This window comes from Methanoculleus nereidis (genome assembly GCF_032944295.1).
In the GTDB taxonomy this organism is placed as follows: Archaea; Halobacteriota; Methanomicrobia; order Methanomicrobiales; family Methanoculleaceae; genus Methanoculleus; species Methanoculleus nereidis.
Genome location: NZ_JABFFQ010000007.1, coordinates 71,921 through 91,107, shown reverse-complemented (window position 1 = coordinate 91,107; position 19,187 = coordinate 71,921). Strand labels below are relative to the sequence as shown.

The 19,187-nt window shown below is 61.1% G+C and carries 19 protein-coding genes; 8 read left to right on the top strand and 11 right to left on the bottom strand.

All coding sequences use genetic code 11. The features are described 5' to 3' along the window. Positions 1 to 62: 62 nt before the first annotated feature. Genes HL657_RS09615 through HL657_RS09600 form a run of 4 tightly spaced genes read right to left on the bottom strand, consistent with a single transcriptional unit; the run spans position 63 to position 4,961 of the window. Complete coding sequence (locus HL657_RS09615) at positions 63 to 2,063, bottom strand: DUF2298 domain-containing protein (protein WP_317296601.1); 2,001 nt, start codon at positions 2,061 to 2,063, stop codon at positions 63 to 65. Beyond that, a complete protein-coding gene (locus HL657_RS09610) occupies positions 2,053 to 3,033 on the bottom strand; it encodes a lysylphosphatidylglycerol synthase transmembrane domain-containing protein (RefSeq protein ID WP_317296600.1) in 981 nt (326 codons plus the stop codon). Before HL657_RS09610 ends, HL657_RS09615 begins: the two co-directional genes overlap by 11 nt. Beyond that, positions 3,017 to 3,736 carry a dolichyl-phosphate beta-glucosyltransferase gene (locus HL657_RS09605; RefSeq protein WP_317296599.1) on the bottom strand — a complete coding sequence of 240 codons (720 nt, stop codon included), beginning with the start codon at positions 3,734 to 3,736 and terminating at the stop codon, positions 3,017 to 3,019. The genes HL657_RS09610 and HL657_RS09605 overlap by 17 nt, the downstream gene beginning before the upstream one ends. Further along, complete coding sequence (locus HL657_RS09600; RefSeq protein WP_317296598.1) at positions 3,729 to 4,961, bottom strand: NAD(P)/FAD-dependent oxidoreductase; 1,233 nt, start codon at positions 4,959 to 4,961, stop codon at positions 3,729 to 3,731. The genes HL657_RS09605 and HL657_RS09600 overlap by 8 nt, the downstream gene beginning before the upstream one ends. A gap of 114 nt (positions 4,962 to 5,075) precedes the next feature. Here HL657_RS09600 and HL657_RS09595 point away from each other — a divergent pair, with 114 nt between their 5' ends. Continuing rightward, on the top strand, positions 5,076 to 6,242 hold the full coding sequence (locus HL657_RS09595; RefSeq protein WP_317296597.1) for a tubulin/FtsZ family protein: 1,167 nt from the start codon (positions 5,076 to 5,078) through the stop codon (positions 6,240 to 6,242). 9 nt (positions 6,243 to 6,251) lie between these two features. Then, positions 6,252 to 7,343, top strand: a complete 1,092-nt coding sequence (locus HL657_RS09590; RefSeq protein ID WP_317296596.1) for a hypothetical protein — start codon at positions 6,252 to 6,254, stop codon at positions 7,341 to 7,343. A 950-nt stretch (positions 7,344 to 8,293) separates the two neighbouring features. Here the strand turns inward: HL657_RS09590 and HL657_RS09585 are convergent. From HL657_RS09585 to tuf, 3 genes are read right to left on the bottom strand one after another with little or no spacing between them, the layout of a single operon-like run. Beyond that, complete coding sequence (locus HL657_RS09585) at positions 8,294 to 9,976, bottom strand: flippase activity-associated protein Agl23 (protein ID WP_317296595.1); 1,683 nt, start codon at positions 9,974 to 9,976, stop codon at positions 8,294 to 8,296. Positions 9,977 to 9,988: 12 nt separating this feature from the next. After that, on the bottom strand, positions 9,989 to 10,297 hold the full coding sequence (rpsJ, locus tag HL657_RS09580; RefSeq protein ID WP_011843573.1) for a 30S ribosomal protein S10: 309 nt from the start codon (positions 10,295 to 10,297) through the stop codon (positions 9,989 to 9,991). Positions 10,298 to 10,328: 31 nt separating this feature from the next. Further along, complete coding sequence (gene tuf / locus HL657_RS09575) at positions 10,329 to 11,606, bottom strand: translation elongation factor EF-1 subunit alpha (RefSeq protein WP_317296594.1); 1,278 nt, start codon at positions 11,604 to 11,606, stop codon at positions 10,329 to 10,331. Positions 11,607 to 11,784: 178 nt separating this feature from the next. On the opposite strand from tuf, the gene HL657_RS09570 reads away from it, so the two are divergent. Continuing rightward, on the top strand, positions 11,785 to 12,087 hold the full coding sequence (locus HL657_RS09570; protein ID WP_317296593.1) for a hypothetical protein: 303 nt from the start codon (positions 11,785 to 11,787) through the stop codon (positions 12,085 to 12,087). A gap of 70 nt (positions 12,088 to 12,157) precedes the next feature. On the opposite strand, the gene HL657_RS09565 is transcribed toward HL657_RS09570, so the two are convergent. Genes HL657_RS09565 through HL657_RS09555 form a run of 3 tightly spaced genes read right to left on the bottom strand, consistent with a single transcriptional unit; the run spans position 12,158 to position 14,224 of the window. Then, positions 12,158 to 13,033 (bottom strand): 4Fe-4S binding protein, encoded by an 876-nt coding sequence (locus HL657_RS09565; protein ID WP_394804653.1) that lies wholly within the window; start codon positions 13,031 to 13,033, stop codon positions 12,158 to 12,160. A gap of 40 nt (positions 13,034 to 13,073) precedes the next feature. Next, positions 13,074 to 13,784: an adenosylcobinamide-GDP ribazoletransferase gene (gene cobS / locus HL657_RS09560; RefSeq protein ID WP_317296591.1), complete on the bottom strand. Its 711-nt coding sequence runs from the start codon at positions 13,782 to 13,784 to the stop codon at positions 13,074 to 13,076. Further along, entirely contained in the window at positions 13,781 to 14,224 is a 444-nt protein-coding gene (locus tag HL657_RS09555) for a phosphatidylglycerophosphatase A (RefSeq protein ID WP_317296590.1), read from the bottom strand. The genes cobS and HL657_RS09555 overlap by 4 nt, the downstream gene beginning before the upstream one ends. A gap of 321 nt (positions 14,225 to 14,545) precedes the next feature. Here HL657_RS09555 and cobT point away from each other — a divergent pair, with 321 nt between their 5' ends. The 5 genes from cobT (at position 14,546) to HL657_RS09530 (ending at position 18,476) form a co-directional block, all read left to right on the top strand. After that, positions 14,546 to 15,562 (top strand): nicotinate mononucleotide-dependent phosphoribosyltransferase CobT, encoded by a 1,017-nt coding sequence (cobT, locus tag HL657_RS09550; protein WP_317296589.1) that lies wholly within the window; start codon positions 14,546 to 14,548, stop codon positions 15,560 to 15,562. Between the two features lie 37 nt (positions 15,563 to 15,599). Further along, complete coding sequence (locus tag HL657_RS09545; RefSeq protein WP_317296588.1) at positions 15,600 to 16,154, top strand: GMP synthase subunit A; 555 nt, start codon at positions 15,600 to 15,602, stop codon at positions 16,152 to 16,154. After that, positions 16,142 to 16,684: a YkgJ family cysteine cluster protein gene (locus HL657_RS09540; protein ID WP_317296587.1), complete on the top strand. Its 543-nt coding sequence runs from the start codon at positions 16,142 to 16,144 to the stop codon at positions 16,682 to 16,684. The genes HL657_RS09545 and HL657_RS09540 overlap by 13 nt, the downstream gene beginning before the upstream one ends. Continuing rightward, positions 16,677 to 17,873, top strand: a complete 1,197-nt coding sequence (locus HL657_RS09535; RefSeq protein WP_317296586.1) for a TraB/GumN family protein — start codon at positions 16,677 to 16,679, stop codon at positions 17,871 to 17,873. The genes HL657_RS09540 and HL657_RS09535 overlap by 8 nt, the downstream gene beginning before the upstream one ends. A 75-nt stretch (positions 17,874 to 17,948) precedes the next feature. After that, the gene (locus HL657_RS09530; RefSeq protein ID WP_317296585.1) at positions 17,949 to 18,476 is read left to right on the top strand and encodes a nitroreductase family protein; all 528 of its coding nucleotides are present in this window, start codon (positions 17,949 to 17,951) and stop codon (positions 18,474 to 18,476) included. Between the two features lie 65 nt (positions 18,477 to 18,541). On the opposite strand, the gene HL657_RS09525 is transcribed toward HL657_RS09530, so the two are convergent. After that, complete coding sequence (locus HL657_RS09525; RefSeq protein ID WP_317296584.1) at positions 18,542 to 19,090, bottom strand: DUF2115 domain-containing protein; 549 nt, start codon at positions 19,088 to 19,090, stop codon at positions 18,542 to 18,544. Between the last annotated feature and the right edge of the window lie 97 nt (positions 19,091 to 19,187).

The window sequence follows — 19,187 nt, the reverse complement described above, 5'->3', positions numbered from 1 at the left end:
GAAATGCGAGGTCCGGTTCCGCCATTCTTCCGCCTGCCCGCATGAACGTGGCCGCTGATGGTTTATGCAGGGATCCGGTAGATCCGGACTCCCTCTGCGTCGTAGATGAGTTCGAGTGCCTCCGTCGGGATCGAGACGTCATAGCGATCGCGCTCTTCGGCACCCACGTACAGGAGTGTGGCGTTGTAGGTCCGCGCAAGGTCGATGGTCCGCGCCGGCTGCTCGTATATCGCCCGTACATCGGCGCTCCGTTCGCTTATGCGTCCCTCGTCTCCCCGCCACATGTACTCGTGGAACGGCATTCCGATGACGGCCGGGATCCCGGTGAACGACGATACCCGTGAATAGTAGGTGTAATCTCCTCCCTCCGCCTCGACGATGACATGATCGCCGGGAAAAGTCCGGAGGAACGCGATCGCCGCCGCATCCCCCGGGTGCGAGCCTTCGAGGTATGCCGCTCCGTCGAGGGTGTGGCTCCCGTAGCCGAAGTCGACGTTGATCGCAAAAGGCGCGACGAGGAGGATTACGGCGGCCAGCACCGGCAACACCCTGTCCGCCCCGGCAGGCATGCGCCGGCCGATCCCGGCGCCCCGGAGCCACTCGCCGATGACGGTGAGGCTCGCCGTCCCCATCAGGAACCATGCCGGGAGGTAGAACTTGAAGACTGTGTTCATCCGGAAGTAGGTCTCCCCCATATTGTCCACGAGGTAGATGAGTTCGGTAGCGAGGACGATCACGAGCCCGAGGATGGCGAGCGTATCGGTGGCCGAGAACCGGCGGCGGGCGAGGAGGTAGACCAGCGGCACTGCGGCGATGGCCGCGGCCGGGTAGCCGGCGAGCACGAACGGCACCGCGGCGAGCAGGAGGTAGGGCCGCTTCCTGATGTCCGGAGCGCAGTAAGCGACCAGCACCGCGAGGAAGAATCCGTGGACCAGCAGAAACTCCACCGGTTCGGAGGGTATGGGGACGATCCCGATCCCTTCTACGCCGGGGCTGTTGAGCTGCAGGTAGAACGGGAGGTAGGTCGCAATCGCGAGCGGCGGCACCGCCGCAAGCACCATCCAGGACTTCTCGCTATCCCACGAAAAGTTCCCGTAGCGCCGCCAGACCAGGAGGCCGAAGACCAGCGTGACCGGGGCATAGACCAGCACGTCCCAGGAGTTGAACCCCGGCATGGACCCGAGGGAGAGGGCGGCAAGCCCGCAGAGGACTGCCCGCCCCCGCATGGAGAGGTTCCCCCACCGCATATAGGCAAAGACCAGGAGAAAGAGCAGGAACCCCTGGTTGAAGAAACTCATGACGTGCGGGTGCACGTCGCTCCAGAGCATCGAGAAGATCGGATATTCGTTGATGGTGTTCGCGATCGTCCGGGTGCTCCCCCAGAGGACGTCGAACCAGGCGTCCCCGATCAGGATATGGTAGATTGCCGAGGGGTTCGGGATGAAGAGCGCAAGCACCGGGAGCCACCGGTAGCGATCGAGCAGGAGGTGCCCGAGAGCGTAGAGCGCGACGACGGCAAGGCCGAGCACCGTCGGGAGGGCAAGGTTGAACGCGACCGTCGAAGGCACGCCGGATACAAGCCCGAGCGCCCCGTTCATCCAGTAGCCGAGGTAGTAGTAGACGTCCAGCGTCCCTCCCGCGTACCAGGGGTCGAGCGGTGGGACGATTGGCTGGCGCATGATCGACGCGAGGATTGCGTGGTCCATGAACTTCTCGGCGTAGGAGATGGTCGGGTTGATCCAGCGCACCTCGAGCATGAAGAGGAAGGGGATCAGGAAGGTGAGATCCCAGGAGAGCGCGGACCGCATGCGCTCCCTCGTGAAGAACCGCCGTGATCCTGCGTAGGCGATTGCGGCGAGAAATGGCAGGAGGGCGAGCCAGATCGGAAGGCCCGAAAGACCACAGTACCAGGATACGAGTGTGAAGAGGAGGATCGATGCCGGGTATGCAGCGGCGGCCGAGAGATTGCTGAGGGTGCGGTCGAGCGCCGGCCAGACGGCGAGCTGGAGCAGTTTGACGGCCGCAAGCCAGAGCAGTACGGCGGCGATAAATTCACCCGCCAAACGTATCCTCCTTCTCGATCTCCCTGGAAAAAGCCTTCTTTAAGAGGTCCATCGACCAGTCGCCGAAGTAATAGATCGACCCGACGCCCCCGACGAGCGTTACCAGGTTCTTGATAAGGTGATCGATGACCGCTATCAGCGTTGCCGTGACTGCCGGCGTTCCTGCGAGCCCGAAGGTCAGCGCGAGCGCGAGTTCATAGGTCCCAACACCACCAGGGGTGATCGGGACCGCCTTGACGAGGTTGCCGATGACGATCGCAAGGACGACGATGCCGAATGGAACCGGCTCCTGGAACATCAGGACGACCGCGTAGCAGACCAGCACGTCGACGAGCCATATCAGGAGCGATGAGCCGCTGAGCACGGCAAGGGCCCGGGGATTGAGGGAGGCCCGCTTCACTTCGTCGAGCATCCTCTGGACGGCAACGACGATCCGGTTCTCGGACTGCATCCTGCCCGACCAGAGGAGCACGGCGAAGAAGATCCCCCCAGCGGCGAGGGGGACGAGGATAACCGTGATGAACCAGTCGGGGACGTCGAGGACGGCGAGGACGAACGGGAGCGCGAAGGCACCGAGCACCGCGATCATCAGGATGTCGAAGACACGCTCGACAACGAGGGACGAGAACCCCTGCGAGTAGGTGGCGTCGTCCTCGTGCTTCAGGATGAGCATCCGCACGAAATCACCGAGGCGCGCGGGAACGATGAGGTTCGCCGTCTGGGAGATGAAGATGCAGGCGATCGAGAACCAGAGGCTCTTTTTGACGTCAAGCCCGTACAGGATGAACCGGTACCGGTACCCCCGGAAGATCCAGGCGGTGACGCAGATCCCGACGGCGGCAAAGAGGAAGGGTATTACGGCGTGCTCAAGCGTCAGCAGGAGGTCGTCCCATACGCGGTAGAGCATATAGGCGACGATCCCGACCGCGATCAGGGTGGGGATGACGACCGCGCTAGCCTTTTTCCACATGGAGCCGCCACCAGAGATGAAGAATCGCCGATCCCATTTCAACCACGTCTTTTCTCCGAACCGTCGTCCCCTCGCCCTGCCGCCATTGCACGGGAAACTCGCGTATCCGGTAGCCGTTCTTCTGCGCCCGCACCAGCACCTCGGTGTCCCAGAACCAGTGATCTGCGGTCACCGACGGGAGCAGGGAAAGAAGGCGGTCACGACGGAACGCCTTGAACCCGCACTGATGATCGTGAAGCGAACTCCCGAGGATCGTCCTGACAAGCGTGTTATAACCGCGACTCGCGATCTCCCGACCGCCGCTCCGGACGATATCGCTTTCCGGGAGAAGACGGGATCCCGTTGCGACATCGTAGCCGTCCCGGATGGCACCGATCAGTTCGACGAGGTGTTGCATGTCGGTGGCAAGATCGACATCATAGTAGCAGACGATCGAACCTGCCGCTCCGTCAAACGCGCGGTTGAGCGCTCTGCCTCGCCCAAGCCGCTCATCGCTATGCAGCAGGCGGACTCGGGAGTCTTCGGCCTCGCAGCCCCTGACAAACTCCGTGCTCCCGTCGCTGCTCCCGTCCTCGGCGACGATCAGTTCAAACCGCCCGGGCGCAATCGCCTCGAGCGTCTCGATCGACTGCGGTATGGCGGTCTTGAGCGCCGCACAGTCGTTGTAGGCCGGCAGGACGGCGCTCACCTCGACCTCACGCATCCACAAACCTCGCAAGGACCTTCTTTGCCACTTCCTGCCCGGCGACGACTGAACCATTCATGCTCCGTTCCGGGTAGTTCGGGGGGCTGAACATCCCGGCGAGGAAGAGCCCGTGCTCTTCGTAGGCGGGCAGCCGGTCCCGAAGCCCGGTCGTGTAGACCGGGCCTGCATACGGGTCGACCGCGAGCCGGTGCCAGTGCACCTCGTCTTTGTCGACGGAAAATCGCTTGCAGAAGTCGTTGAGCATCGACTGCTCGAACCCTTCCGGGAGCCGGCCGGTGAAATAGGATGCAAGGTAGACGATATGCTCGCCGTACCACTCAAGCGGGGCGAAGTTGGTGTGCGAGACCACCGCACCGTAAGGAGCTGCATCCTTCATGTTCAGCCAGTATATGCCGTCGGTCACGTCCCTGTCGAGTGCGAGGGTCATGCAGGCGGCGCCCTGGTAAGGTATCGGGGCGATATCGAGACCGGTAAGGTCCGCAGTTACCTGGGGGGGGAGCGTCGACACGACACAGTCGTAGGCCTCTCCGTTGACGAGCCAGTTGCTGCCCTCCCGGTGTATCTCCTCAACAGGAGAGCCCGACTTGATCGAAGCACCCTGTCGCGCCGCCTCCTCCTCAAGCCGCGCGATGAAGTGCCGGAACCCCCCTTTCAGGTAGCCCAGGCGTTCGCCCCCGGCACCCCGGTCGGACCGGATGGCGATACGGGATATGAGCCAGGCTGCCGAAACCTCGCCAGCGCGGTCTCCGAACTTGCTCTTCAAGAGTGGTTCGAAGAACGAGGCATAGATGCCAGGGCCGAGGTTGTCGAGGATGAAGTCCTTTGCGGTTATCCCGTCGAGGGCTCTCGCATCGAGCCGCCGGGAGCGCAAGGTCAGCAGGCCGAGACGGGCCTTTTCCATGAGCGTGAGATGGGGGTAGCGCAGGATCTCGGTTGGAGTGGTGAGCGGGTGGATGGTTTCGTCGATGTAGTAGCCGGTGGATCCCTTGAGCCATACAAGCCGGTCGGCCACCTGCAGCGCATCGAAGAGACTGAGCAGGGCGGTATCGCCGGCAAAACAATGGTGGTAATACTCCTCGATCCAGTAATCTCCGATCCGGTACGAACCGAGGCAGCCGCCCGGAACGGCCCTTCGCTCGAAGAGATCTACCTGATGTAATCCGGCAAGTTCAAGCGCCGAGACCAGGCCGGATAGACCTCCCCCCACAATGCAGACCTTCATCGTTCATCACTATGTCTGAAAATTATAAGAACACTTTTGGGTAATAATGTATACAACGTCTTTATACATAAGCGTCGATATAATTAATTAGTCAATATGAGGGTGTGAAGCTGAATGAGGGTCTTCTTCATAGGATTCGGTCAGGCTGGGGGCAAAATTGTCGATATGTTCATTGAACAGGACAAGCGAATGCAGACCCAGAGTTTCAGGGGAATCGCGGTAAACACGGCGCGCACTGACCTGATGGGACTTAAATACATTGAGCTCAAAGACCGGCTTCTTATCGGCCAGACAGTGGTCAAGGGCCATGGTGTCGGGACCGACAACGTTACCGGGGCGCGGGTGACCGCCGATGAGATTGATGCCATCATCAACGCGATCGACTCGAGGGGGACGCACGATGTCGACGCCTTCGTCATCATCGCCGGTCTCGGTGGCGGAACGGGTTCCGGTGGTTCACCTGTTCTGGCCCGGCACTTAAAGCGCATCTACCGCGAGCCCGTCTATGCGATCGGCATCCTGCCCGCTCCTGAAGAGGGCCGGCTTTATTCGTACAACGCAGCCCGTTCCCTGAGCACCCTGGTGAACGAGGCGGATAATACCTTCATTTTTGACAACAGTGCCTGGAAAAATGAAGGAGAGAGCGTCAAGGATGCCTATAGCCGGCTGAACGACGAGATCGTCCGCCGGTTCGGCGTGCTCTTCCGTGCGGGTGAGGTTGGCAAGGCGGGTGTCGGTGAGATGGTCGTAGATTCGAGCGAGGTCATCAACACCCTGCGTGGCGGCGGCATCAGCACCGTCGGTTATGCCATCAGTGAGAAGGTCGGTCCGCGCACGAAGCAGAATCAGGGGCTTCTCTCCGGCCTGATGCGGAAGAAGGAGAAGACCGAGGAGGTGCTGACCGGGGAGGATAAGTCGGCAAAGATCATCGCCCTTGTCAGGCGTGCCATGCTCGGGCGTCTCACTCTCCCGTGCGACTATTCGACGGCCGAGCGGGGTCTCGTTCTTCTCGCGGGTCCGCCCAATGAGATGGATCGTAAGGGCGTGGAGAAGTCGAAGAGCTGGGTGGAGGAGAATATCGCCGGCGTCGAGGTGCGTGGCGGTGATTACCCGGTGCAGAGCGATTATATCGCTGCGGTGGTGGTTCTTGCGACGATCGGGAACGCTCCCCGGATCACCGATCTCCTTGAGATTGCAAAGGCTACGAAGGAAGATGTCCTTAAGTCGAAGGAAAAGCGTTCGACCATGTTCGACGATGGCATAGAACCGCTGTTCGAGTGAGGGGACGTTATGAAGGCAAACATCAGCAGATGGATCATTCTCCTGCTGGCACTGCTCTGTGTCGTGCAGGTGGCATCGGCGTTTGAGATCAAGACCCAGACCATCAATCCTGCGAGCGGCGCTCTCGAACCCGACCAGCGGGTGACCGCGCGCTACGTACTCTCGTATGACATGATAACCCCTGCTGACCTCAGCGATGAGACGTTTGAGATCAGCACCGGGTTGCAGAACCCCTCCTGGGACTTCACTGTCTACCGCGATGGGGTTGCCATTAATAATCCAAAGGGGATGGGGACGCATCGCCGGGTCCTGACAGAGTATGAGATCGCATACGGCGATCAGGATGTCGAACTGGACATCCAGATGAGCGGCACCGTGCCCACGAGCGCGAACGGGAAGATCTTGGTGATTAAGATCGAGCACCTGCGGGATAAAGAGGTGAAAGACACTCACTCCGTGACCCGCGACGTCGTGAGTTCGACCCAGGTTGCGGGTTCCCTCTCCGCCCAGCAGCAGCGCCTCAAGGACCTGAAAGCTGACATGGACGAGAAGGCTGCAGACGGAGTTGATGTCACCACCGTTCAGGCCGAGTACAACGCCGCGAGCCAGGCCCTCACCAGCGCTGCGTCGGCAAGCCCGTCACAGGCGGCGAGTTACATCGCCACCGCCAAGACCGACATAGACGAGGCGATCGCGCTCCTCGATAAGGCATGGGCTCAGAAGTCTGTCGCCGACACCGGCGCGACAATCGAGTCCCTCGACGGGATGATCACCTACTTTGTCGAGAACCGTTCTATGAGCTCTGACCCGCAGGTGGTCGCCATCATGACCAAGCGCGAGAGCGCCGTCCAGTTCTACTCCCAGGCACAGGACAACCTGAATGCCGAGAAGTATCCGCTGGCACGTTCGAAAGCGAGCGACGGCCTGAGCAAGGCGAACGAGGCTCTGGCCGACGCGACCGCTCTCCGAGAGAGGATAGGCGAGGGGTTCGGCCTCGGTGGCGATCTCCTCCTCTACATCGGTATCGGAGTCATCATTGTCCTCATTGTTGCGGGGGTCGTGATCTACCGGAAGAAGACTGGATGGGATGAGCTCGGATAACCCTGGCCCCTCACTCTTTTTCGCACCTCCCCCCGGTTTCCCCATTTTTTGATCAGGTTTCTTTGGCCGATGCTTGCACATTCGGGTTGACTTCCGGTGCGCGTTCGATTGTTGCTGGGGAGGTCGCTCGAAAATGCCTCTGCCGGGAGGGGCAGCCACTGAAGACCTTCGGTCTTCTCAAACTCTGTGTCCGGTCACATCTCCCTGGTCTCCACTCGAAACTCTTCGAGTTTCGGCCGGACTGAGGGCGTGTAGATGTCCGGAGTTTGAGCACCGTCAGGTATGAAGGCAGGAACTTGAGAAACTTGGGGCTTGTTGAAAACCTCTCAGGAGAGTCATTGATTGCATTTCAGACACGGATTCCGAGGGGATATCGCCATGACTGCCCCCGCCCCCTTGGGGCGGGGGTTGACGAGGAGTGTTAACACAGTGAGTTTGAGCATCAATGGTATGAGTTGGAGACAGGGGAGGGGGGCACGCCCCCCTCCCCGTCAGCCCCTCCCCCAATGGCGATATCCCCACAGTCCACTGCACCGTGATATTTCTCCTATTTTGACTGCTCTGTTTGTCACAAAGCGAAGGCCTTTGGCCTTCTCTAACTCCTGTCGTTCTGACAGTCGCACCTCGCACCTACGGTGCTCGAACTCCGGCCCTTTGGCCCGTTCCGGCTTGCGCCTAGGGTGCTCCGACGACGCTCCCAGGAGCGTCGTCTTTCGCATGAGTTGACGGTGGAGGCATTAACGAAGTCCCACGCAGACTTCGCATCTTCGTGCCTTCATGTGACCAACCTGTCTACGGATGGCGACGAAATCTCACGCGAACCGCGAAGAAGAGTGGAGGGCATCAGCAGGGTGGGGTACACCCCAAATCTACACCTGTGGTGACTGTTGGGGCCTGCACCATCAGTGATGACGGTGCAACCTCCCGGGCTGCGAACGGCCTTGCGAGTGTCAGGCAGCCGCCCCCGCGGGGACCCTCGAGAAGATCTCAAGGTTTCTGCTCCCCATCTTCCCGTCCCGCAGGAAGTAGTACTCGAGCAGCCTGTCTTTGTTCTCCTCGTAGGAGAACCAGTAGTTCAGCCGGTAGGTCTCTTTCACGTAGCCGTCGAGAGCCGGGTAGGTATCGGCGTCGTGGGTGATCACGACGTCGAAATCTCCTCCGTATATCGTCGACTCGCTCACCTTCTGGCTGTAGTAGGCAAGCTTCGAGGCGCTATCACCACGGTAGTACCAGGGTAGCGGCCAGTAGGAGTCGGTCGCGACCGCCACCTTATCCGCGGCGTCGATCTTTGCAAAGACCTCCCGCAGGTCTTCGGAGTTCTGCACCTGCACGATGGGCTCATTGATATCCGCCGGGGTGAACGCCACATGGAACATCATGGCGACCAGGAAGATCCCTGCCACGACTGCGACGACCGCCTTCTTCGTGGTCATCATATAGACCGCGACGAAGATCATGGGCAGGAGCTGGTGGAGGATCAGCCACGGCACCTTCTCGCCGATGTAGGCGTAGACTCCAAGCGAGAGGAGCATCCAGAAGATGGCGAACCTCGCGAACTCCTTCTGCCGGTCGATCGGCCGGAGTTCCCCGGTGCCCGAGAGGATATCGCGGAGCCGGTCTTTGAAGCCCTGGGTCTGTTCTATGGGTTGGGCTGCAGTCTCAGAGGGCGCTTCTTCCTCTATCTCGGCCGCCCCTTCTGTCCCCCCGGGGCTCTCTGTTTGATTCATCCTCTTCTCCCTCCAGCGGGAGACGATGCCGGGGATATCGACGAACTGCAGGGTCCCGACCACGGCGAGGATCAGGATCGGCACCTCGTAGAGGAGGAAGAGCAGGATGTAGAAGTACGGCGGGCCCCCGAGGCGCTGTGCCTGGTGCATCGAGGTCCAATGCTCGATGGCACGGAGCCACCCGTCCATGAGCACCTCGGGGTGAGCGCCGAACGACGAGTAGAGGACCGCCATGATCCCGACCGCGACGAGAGCCCCGAGTGCGAGATCCCGGATCCAGTGTTTCGGGAGCCTGACCTTTCTCGTCCAGACCAGGTAAAGGAGGTACGCCCCGAAGATCAGGACGATGATCGGCATGTTCTCCTTCGTGGTCATCCCGAAACCGATCGCCGCCCCGGCGATGAGCGCATACTGCATCTTCTGCCGCTCGAAGTAGTAGAGGAGGGCGACGAGGAGCACCATTGTAAAGAAAACGATGAATATGTCATTTCTGAGGAACCGCGAGAAGTAGACCATGTTCGGCGACACGGCGAGGAAGAGCGCCGCGACAATGGTCTGCTTCTTATCGAGATAGCCGAGCCTGTAGATCGGGTAGAGCAGCGGGACGAGCAGAGTGCCGAGCAGCGCCGGGAAGAGCCGGCCAATGAGATCGGAGTCTCCAAGAAGTGAGAAGATCCCGGCCGTCATGTAGTAGAGGAACGGCCCATGGTACATGGGGTCATAACTATAGATCCCCTCGGTCAGGAGCCGATAGGAGAACCACGCGTGAATAGCCTCGTCGTGGTGAAATAACTTTACGTCGAGTGCGTAAAAACGGAGAACAATTGTGACCAGAAGTATGAGGAGAAAAAGCCCCTCGAATGAGAGTCGTTCACGGGCCCGTGCCGCGAACACGGCGGCCTTCACGCCGCTCTCACCTCAACTCTCCAGCACAATCTCAATGCCGATGTCTTTCGGAACCTGAATGCGCATCAGCTGGCGCAGTGCACGCTCGTCGGCGTCGATGTCGATGAGCCTCTTGTGCACCCGCATCTGCCAGCGATCCCAGGTTGCGGTACCTTCGCCGTCAGGGCTCTTCCTGGTGGGGACCACGAGTTTCTTCGTGGGCAGCGGGATCGGACCTGCCAGATTGACGCCGGTACGCTCTGCTATCTCTTTGATCCTGTCACAGACCATCTCGATTTTTTCGAAGTCGGTTCCGGAAAGACGTATTCTGGCCTTCTGCATGTTTAACCACCAAAAAATTATAGGTACCTTCTTATCTCATCTGCTTGGGCGTGATGTCCATGCACACGCCTGCTGCAATGGTGGATCCCATATCACGGACCGCGAACCTGCCGAGCTGCGGGATCTCCTTGACCTTCTCGATGACCATGGGCTGAGTGGGTCTGATCTTGACGATTGCAGCATCGCCGGTCTTGAGGAACGTGGGGTTCTCTTCCTTGACCTGGCCGGTCCGCGGGTCGAGTTTCTTCATGAGCTCGACGAAGGAGCATGCGATTTGGGCGGTGTGGCAGTGGAAGACCGGGGTGTACCCGACGGTCAGGGCGCTGGGGTGGTGGAGCACGACGACCTGTGCGATGAACTCCTCTGCAACGGTTGGGGGTACGTCGGCAGGACCGCAGACGTCGCCACGGCGAATGTCACCCTTGCCGATACCGCGGACGTTGAACCCGACGTTGTCGCCCGGGGTTGCCTGCGCGATCTCCTCGTGGTGCATCTCGATGGACTTGACCTCACCCTCTTTGTTCGCGGGCATGAAACTGACCTTCATTCCCTTCTTCATGATACCGGTCTCGACACGGCCGACGGGCACGGTTCCGATACCGGAGATGGAGTAGACGTCCTGGATGGGGAGACGCATGGGCAGGTTCGTGGGCTTCTCGGGTTCGCTGAGCGCGTTGAGTGCGTCGAGCACCGTCGGGCCCTTGTACCAGGGAGTGTTCTCGCTCTTCTTCGCGATGTTGTCGCCGACGAACGCGCTCATCGGGATGAAACTGATGTCGTCGGGCTTGTAGCCGACCATCTTGAGCAGCTGGGAGAGTTGCTCCTTGACCTCGTTGTAGCGCTTCTCGTCGTACTTGGCGGCATCCATCTTGTTGATGCCGATGATCAGCTGGTTGATGCCGAGCGTACGGGACAGGAAAACGTGCTCCTTGGTCTGCTCCATCACGCCGTCGGGTGCGGCGACGACCAGCAGTGCGGCGTCTGCCTGGGATGCGCCCGTGATCATGTTCTTGACGAAGTCACGGTGCCCGGGGCAGTCCACGACGGTGAAGTAGAACTTGTCCGTGTCGAACCGCTTGTGGGCGATGTCGATGGTGATACCGCGCTCACGCTCTTCCTTGAGGCTGTCCATGACCCAGGCGAACTCGAACGAGCCCTTACCCTTGGATTCGGCCTCCTTCCTGTATGTCTCGATGATGTGGGGCGGTACGGTTCCGGTCTCAAAGAGCAATCGACCCACGGTAGTAGACTTCCCGTGGTCGATGTGTCCGATAACTGCTAAATTCATGTGGGGCTTTTCAACTGCCATAGATAGTATCCTCCACTCAAATAGGCCTGTCAGCTCGAACAGCCTGCTTATGCGAGTAACTTATACGTATGACGTCCTCCATATAAAGCATTTCTATGCGCGGCAATTGCGTGCATTTCCTAAATACACCGGGTAATCGACAGAATCTTATTCTCCGGAAATCTACGTTCCTCATACCATGAAGATACTTGAGTTTCACCGTGACGATGCAAAGGATCGGGTGACGGTAACGTGCGCAGATCGTGAGGTGTCGGTCCACTCACACTGCGGTTATTGCCGGCACTGCGCAGGTGTCCGGGTGGGCAGGCGAACGATCCCGACGCCACAGCGCCAGGCTCTCTCCGGCGTGATGAGGGGCGTGGACCCCGATGAGAACTTGCTAAACGCTGCCACCATGTTTAACACCCTTGTCCGGGACGGTAATGCTCTCGAGTGCGAGGACGATGCAGGCGAAGGGTTCCACTCTATGTACCGTCGCTAGATCTGGCGCCGGTTCTTCACCGGAGCGGCTATCTGTCTCGGGCCGCCTCCGGCATACCGGCTATCCTTCACTACTCCGCTTCCGGGACGTTCGGCCCGAACTCTTTTCGAATCCCCTCCGCGAACCTGTCATACCCGATCTCGTCCATCTGGTCGGCAAGGGGCCGGCCGCTCCAGGCGGTGCGGTAGACCCAGTAGATGATACGGTCGACAACCTCGACGACCTCCTCCTCGGTCTCGACGGTGATGAGCTCCGTTCCTGCGGTAGGGGAGGATCCACGCCGGCCGCCGACCGTGATCTGGTAGTGGGCGTACTCGGACTTCAGGAGATGGTAGGGGCAGGAGTGGATGCAGATACCGCACTGGACGCATTTGCTCTCGTCGAGAACCGATATGCCGTTCTTCAGTGCTATGGCGCACTGCTTGCAGTACTCCACGCAGGTGCCGCACCCCGTGCAGAGGCCTGGAATACGTAGCGGCCGGATCCTGCCGATGATCCCGATGTCGTTTAAGAGCGGGCTGTTGCACATGTAGGTGCAGCCGGATATGGCGATGCGGAGTCGTATTGGGAGTTCCTTTCCGAAGACTCGTTCGTCAATCTTCCTGGCAAGGTCAATCGTCTCGCAGTTGGCATATTTGCACCGTTCCGTGCCCGGGCAGGCCATGATGTTGACAACTTCGTTGTACTCCGCCCCGATGGGTGTCCCGTTCTTCTCGAGGGCTTTGGCTATCTTCTTGAGGTTATCGGGGTTCACGTGCGGGATCTCCGCCGCCTGCCGCATGGTGAGGTGGAGTGAGCCGTCCCCAAATTTTTCGCTGATTTTAGCAAGCTGCTTGACCTGGGCCGCGGAGAGGACTCCTGCCGGAATCCGCACCCGTACTGTCGCATAGTCTGCGTTCCGCTCGGTGATGATCCCTCCCCGGGAGTGGAGGGTAGGGTCTTGCATCATTCTACAGTAGTAGCGGTCGCCGGGATAAAAAAGGTGATTACGAGAGGGCGAGGAGGAGTATGATTCCTGCCCGGACGATCTCGTTTGCGGCGCCGACGACGTCGCCGTTGACGCCGCCGAAGAGCCGCCGGGAGAGGAGCAGCATCAGCGCGGCGATGACTGCCGTGGCCGCGAGGGTGAGGGCGACACTCGCCCGGGGCACCGGCAGCAGGAAGAGCGGCAGCATGAGCAGGGTGGCCGGGACAAGGAACCACGGTTTTGCAAACCCATGGAGGTAGGAGTGAATCCCCTCCCGGAACGGCGCGCCGAGTGTGGTGAGCCAGGACATCCCGGCCTTCGCGCAGACCTCGGCGATGAGGATGGCCGCCGGGAGGTTCGCGGCGGTCTGGAGTCCGGCGAACAAGAGGAGTGTGACGACGATGCCCGCCGCAACGGCTCCGGCCCCGGTCGTCCGGTCGGTCATGGCCGTGACTCTCTTCTCCCGGCTCCCGTGGGCCATGAGCCCGTCGCCGAAATCCAGCAGCCCGTCGAAGTGGTTGCACCCGGAGAGGAGAAGCACCACGGCGAGGGCGACGGCCGCACCCACCGTCGGGGATGCTATCCAGTACGTGATGCCGGCCGCTACCCCGCCGATGACGTACCCGGCGAGCGGGTAGAGGTAGGAGCGGCGGGCGAAGTGCTCGAAGTCGACCGGTCTCCCGAGGGGGAGCGAGGTGCAGAACTGGAGGAGGGCGAGGACCGATTTCACATCGATCCCATCGACTCGCTGTAGAGGCGCGACGTGCAGCCGGCGATCAGCCCGGCGACGGCATCGTCGAGGAACGGTCCGAGTTTGCTCAGGATCCCCGGCTTCTTCTGGTCGTAGCGGGTGAACTCGAACCGCGCATAAGTCCCCCCGATCACCTCGGCAATGGCCATCCCGATGATCTCGTCGGAGAGGAGGAAGACCGGGTCGTCGGCGATCTCGGAGTCTTTCCGCTTCACGTAGAGCTCGTCCTCGAGCAGGAGGGCCCCGAGGAGGAGCGATGATATGTTTGGATCCTCAAGCGCCTTCCCGATCTTTGCGTCAAGCCTGCGCGCGGCCTCATCCGCCCCTATCCCGTGGGGGACGTAGAGTTCCATCGCGGCGCCGACGATATCTCTCCTTACGATGCCTTTCTCTTCCAATCTGCGCTCTATCTCGAACATTGTTGAAGTATTTGGTTTGGGGAGGTATTTTTGGGTTTGGTATTAGCGACGCTCGGAGAAGACCGAAGGTCTTCGAGGAGCGGAGGTTGAGCACCGCAGGTGCGAGCAGCGACTGGCGCTCGCACCAGACGGTGCGAACGGCCGGAGCTCGAGAAAACGCGAAGCGTTTTCGAGTGCGACGCTCTGAGGTGCCGAAGTGCGAGCACCGCCAGATCGCGATGCTCCGCCACGCCCCTCCACTGCGCCCCCCTCCCCGCCCACGCCCGACCACCACGCTCCGACAGCAACCTCTTCTATCCCGCGGCGCCTACCCTGTACCAGATGTCTAACCCGTTCCTCTCACAGGACCCCGAGATAAGGCCCGAGCGTCCGATGCTGGCACTCGTCCTCGGCAACACCATGCTCTCCACCGTCCCCGGCATATCCGGCGCAGGGCCGACCCCCGAAAAGACCCTGCTCACCCCGAACCTGGATGCGGAGCTCGTCACGACCGGTGCGATCACGAGCGTCGCGGCCCGGCCGAACACCCCCACCGGCTGCCCGACGCCGGCGAGCATCACCCGGTCGATGGTAGAACTGACCGGGCTTGCCCCCGTTATCATCAACGCGGGGCTCGCCCATACCCCCACCGTCCCCTGCCTTGACGTCTACGGGAGCCCGGGCGGCGATCCGAGGAAGGAGGACGCGGTGCCGCAGGCGGCGCTCCTCTTTGAGCGGGGCGAAGCGGTTGGGAGGCTGCTCTCGCAGTACAGCGACTTTCTGATGCTTGGGGAGTGCGTCCCCGGCGGGACGACCACCGCTCTCTGCGTTCTCCGGGCGCTCGGTTATGATGCCTCGGTCAGCAGCGCGTTTGCAGAGAACCCCCTCGGCCTGAAAGACGCCGTCTGCCGGGAAGCGCTCGCCCGGATAGACGCGACGGGTGCAAGGGGCCCCCTCGAGATCCTTCGTGCCGCGGGCGATCCCATGATGCCGGTGGCGGCGGGGATCGCGAGCACCTATGCCGGCGAGATCCTTTTTGCCGGCGGAACCCAGATGCTTGCCGTTGCGGCCATCCTGAAAGCGCTCGGAAGACGGGTGCCCGGTCTTGCGACGACGGTTTACGTCAGGGACGATCCCTCCGCCGGGTTCGTCCGGTCGGTTGCCGATGTCGGCACCGTCGCGTGCTACGTCGATCCGAACTTCGCCGAGCTTGGGCACGTCGGGCTCGCCCGCTACTGCATCGGCGAAGTCAAGGAGGGGATGGGGGCCGGAGGGGCGCTGACGCTCGCGTTCCTCATGGGCCACGAGCCCGAGGAGATCACCCGGAAAGTCTTCGATTTCGTCGAGAAGTACGCCTGAGGGAAGGACTATACCTTTTTACATCCATCTATAAGCAATGCTTCCACTCTATGTGGTCAACAATCACGGACAGTTCAACCACCTGATCCTCCGGACGCTTCGTGACATGGATATCGAGGCCACGATGGTCTCAAACGAGACCCCGCCGGCCGAGGTTGCCCGGGGGTGTCGGGGGATCATCCTCGGCGGCGGCCCGACCCTTGAGCGCGCCGGCGTCGCTCCGGCATACCTCGATCTCGGTCTTCCTGTTCTCGGCATCTGCCTTGGGCTGCACATCATGGCGACGGCCCGGGGCGGTGCGGTTCGCCGGGGTGCGAGCGGCGGGTTCGGTGCGGTCGAGGTTGAGATCCTCGAACAAAGCCCTCTCCTCCAGGGCTACTCCGACCGGATGCAGGTATGGGCATCGCACGCGGATGAGGTCTCGGTTGTGCCGGAAAGGTTTGTCCGGCTTGCAAAATCGTCCATCTGCGGCGTGGAAGCGATTGCATCTCCCGATGAACACCTCTACGGCATCCAGTGGCACCCGGAGGTCAGCCATACCGTCAACGGACGGCTTCTCTTTGAGAATTTTGACAGGATATGCTCGGAGTAGATGACGTTGCGGCTCAACTCGGGTCGATTGGATTTCGTTGCAGAGGGTGCGGCGCCTGCTGCCGGCGGGTTGCGGAGGACTCGAACCTCGTGCTGGTGAGCCCTGCCGAGGTCCGGACGATCATGGCGGCGACCGGTATGGCCTGGGGTGAGGTTGCCGAGCCCTACCCCGACTTCATTGGCACCGATAACGGCGCGGAGTACACCCTTGCATGGTGTCTCAGGCGAACGGCCGATGCCTGCATCTTCCTCCAGGACGGGCGGTGCTCGATCTACGCTCACCGCCCCTGGATCTGCCGCACCTACCCGTTTATGCTGGTGGACGATGACCTGCGGGTCTCGGAGTGCCCCGGCCTCGGTACGCCGCTCTCTCCCTACGATGCGCGCAATGCGGCGGCCGATCTCTGCAGGCGGCAGGTTGCTGAGGGGGTAGAGGAAGACGGTATCCGCGCCGTCTTCCATGAAGCGACGGTGCCGCCGGGAAAGCGCGTCGTGATCGACAGCGAAGGCGTGAAGGTGCTTGATGGCTGAGATCCGCCTCGTCGGGACGGCGCATGTCTCGCAGAAGAGTGTCGAGGAGGTTCGGTCCGCGATAGAGGAGTTCCAGCCCGATATCGTCGGCGTCGAGCTCGACCGGGGGCGGTTCATATCGCTCACAGAGGAGACGGCCGAACCCTCGGTGGGGGAGATCCTGAAGGGCGGGAACTTCGGCCAGCTTCTCGTTCAGTGGGTGCTCACCTACATCCAGCAGCGAATCGGTGCCGAAACGGGCGTGAAGCCCGGTGCCGAGATGCTCGCCGCCGTCGAAGAAGCCGAGGCGCACCAGAAGCCCGTGGCGCTCATCGACCGGGACATCCGGATCACGCTCTCCCGGTTCTGGGGCAAGATGGGTATCTGGGAGAAGATCAAGCTCATCGGAGCCCTGATATATTCGCTCGTGAGCGTCGAGGGGCAAAAGATCGATGTCGACGAGTTCACAGATCAAGACGTGGTGAGCGCTGCGATGGAAGAGTTCCGGAAGTTCTCCCCCCAGGGCGCCCAGGCCCTGATTGACGAACGGGACGCCTATCTGGCCCACCAGGTTCTGATGCTCACGGGTCGGTACGAGCGGGTGCTCGCCGTCGTCGGTGCTGGACATATCCTGGGTGTGCAGCAATATCTGGACGCACCGGAGACGCTGCCGCCGCTCCCCTCCCTGACAGCCGGGGTGAAGGGTCTCCCGTGGGCGAAGATCCTCGGGGCGGGCGTCACCGCCCTCTTCCTCCTCCTGATCGCCGCGATAGCCTTTTCGGGTCTTGGGCTCGACGTCCTGCTGACCGCTCTCCTCTACTGGGTTCTGATCAACGGGGTTTTGTGTGCTGTGTTCACCCTGGTTGCCGGCGGGCATCCTCTCTCGGCCGCCACGGCGTTTGCGGTCTCCTGGATGACATCGCTCAACCCGCTGCTTGCGGCGGGATGGTTTGCCGCCATCGTCGAGGCGAAGATCAGGAAGCCTGCTGCGGGAGAATTCCGGCAAATCATTGAGGCGGAGACTCTCACAGAGATGCGGCGGATTCCGCTCTTTAGAGTGGTGCTGGTTGCAGCCCTCGCGAACGTCGGGAGCACGCTCGGTACAATCCTCTACTTCCTCTTCATCTTCCCGGTTCTCGGAATCGACCCGACTGTGGTCATCGTCGAGGGCTTCTCGAACATGGTAGAGACGATACAGGGCCTCTTCTAGGTCGGCCTTTTTGCCGCCCCCTTCCTTACTCCATTTCCCCAAGGTATTTAGGCCTGGAGTGCCCACCATCGTTGCATGAGTCCGATTGGTGGAACGGTTAATCTCGGTGTCACCGTGATACGGAGCAGGCACAGCGTTCGGAAGTACAAGGACAGTCCGATCGAGGAGAAAACCATCAAAGACGCCCTCGACTGCGCACGGCTTGCCCCGACCGCACGAAACGAGCAGCCCTGGCTTTTCGGGACAATCCAGAGCCGCGATACGCTGCAGGCGATTGCCGATCTCGCCGAGAACGCCAGGTTCATCGCCGATGCCCCCATCTGTTTCGCCGTCTTCGGGAAGAGGGATGCGAAGTACTACCTCGAAGACTGCTGTGCGGCGACGATGCAGCTCCTCCTCGCGCTCCAGGCGTGGGGTGTCGGGTCCTGCTGGGTTGCGGGGGAGAAGAAGGATTATGCCGAGGATGTCCGGAAACTCCTCAATGTCCCGGAGGAATACACACTTGTATCTCTCGTGCCCGCGGGATACCCCGAGGAGATCCAGATCGCGAAGAAGAAGATCCTCGACGAGGTCACGTTCTTCGAGCGTTACGAGGAAGAGTAGGCTGGTATAAGAGATATTACTTTTTTGCTCCGTTTGAGGCGTCCAGGCGGTACCAGATGGCTCTCTCACCCGTCGCTCTGCTTGGCCGGGCAGTAGGGGCAGAGGGCGTTCTCGACGTCGTCGGCTTTCTCCCTGACCGGGCAGAGGTATTCCCCGTTCCTGGCCTCGACCTCGAATCCGCCGGGAAACGGCGTGCCCACGGGGTGAGCGGGGCGGTCGAGGACGAAGATGTTGAAGGCGGCAAGGAGGAAGTAGAGGAGTTCGAGGTGCCGCTCCCCTTCGTCTCCGCGAAGGCATGTCTTCTCGACCATATCGCAGAAGTCCTGGTATTCGCCCGGGAGCGGCCTCTCCCCGTCTCCCGGATCTCCCCGGCGGGCGGCGACGATGAGGGTGTGATGCGTCGTAAAGATCTGCTCCATCACGCTCGGGTAGAGGCGTCGCCGGTATCCGGCGGGAACGGACCGGAGGTCGCGCTCCACCCTCCCCCGCATCTCCTGGAGGTCGAAGAGCGAGTAGCCGGACACCTCACGGTAGAGGATCTTTGCGAGTTCTCTCTGGCTCCCTGCTGACCGCAGGCGGGCGCAGACCCGCCGGACATCGCTCTTCGTGATCATCGCATCACGCAGATATGATTTGTACCTCCAGATGCATCAGTCCTTCCGTTACGCGCGAAAATAGAAAAATTTATATTGGTAAGAAGGAAACTTCCTT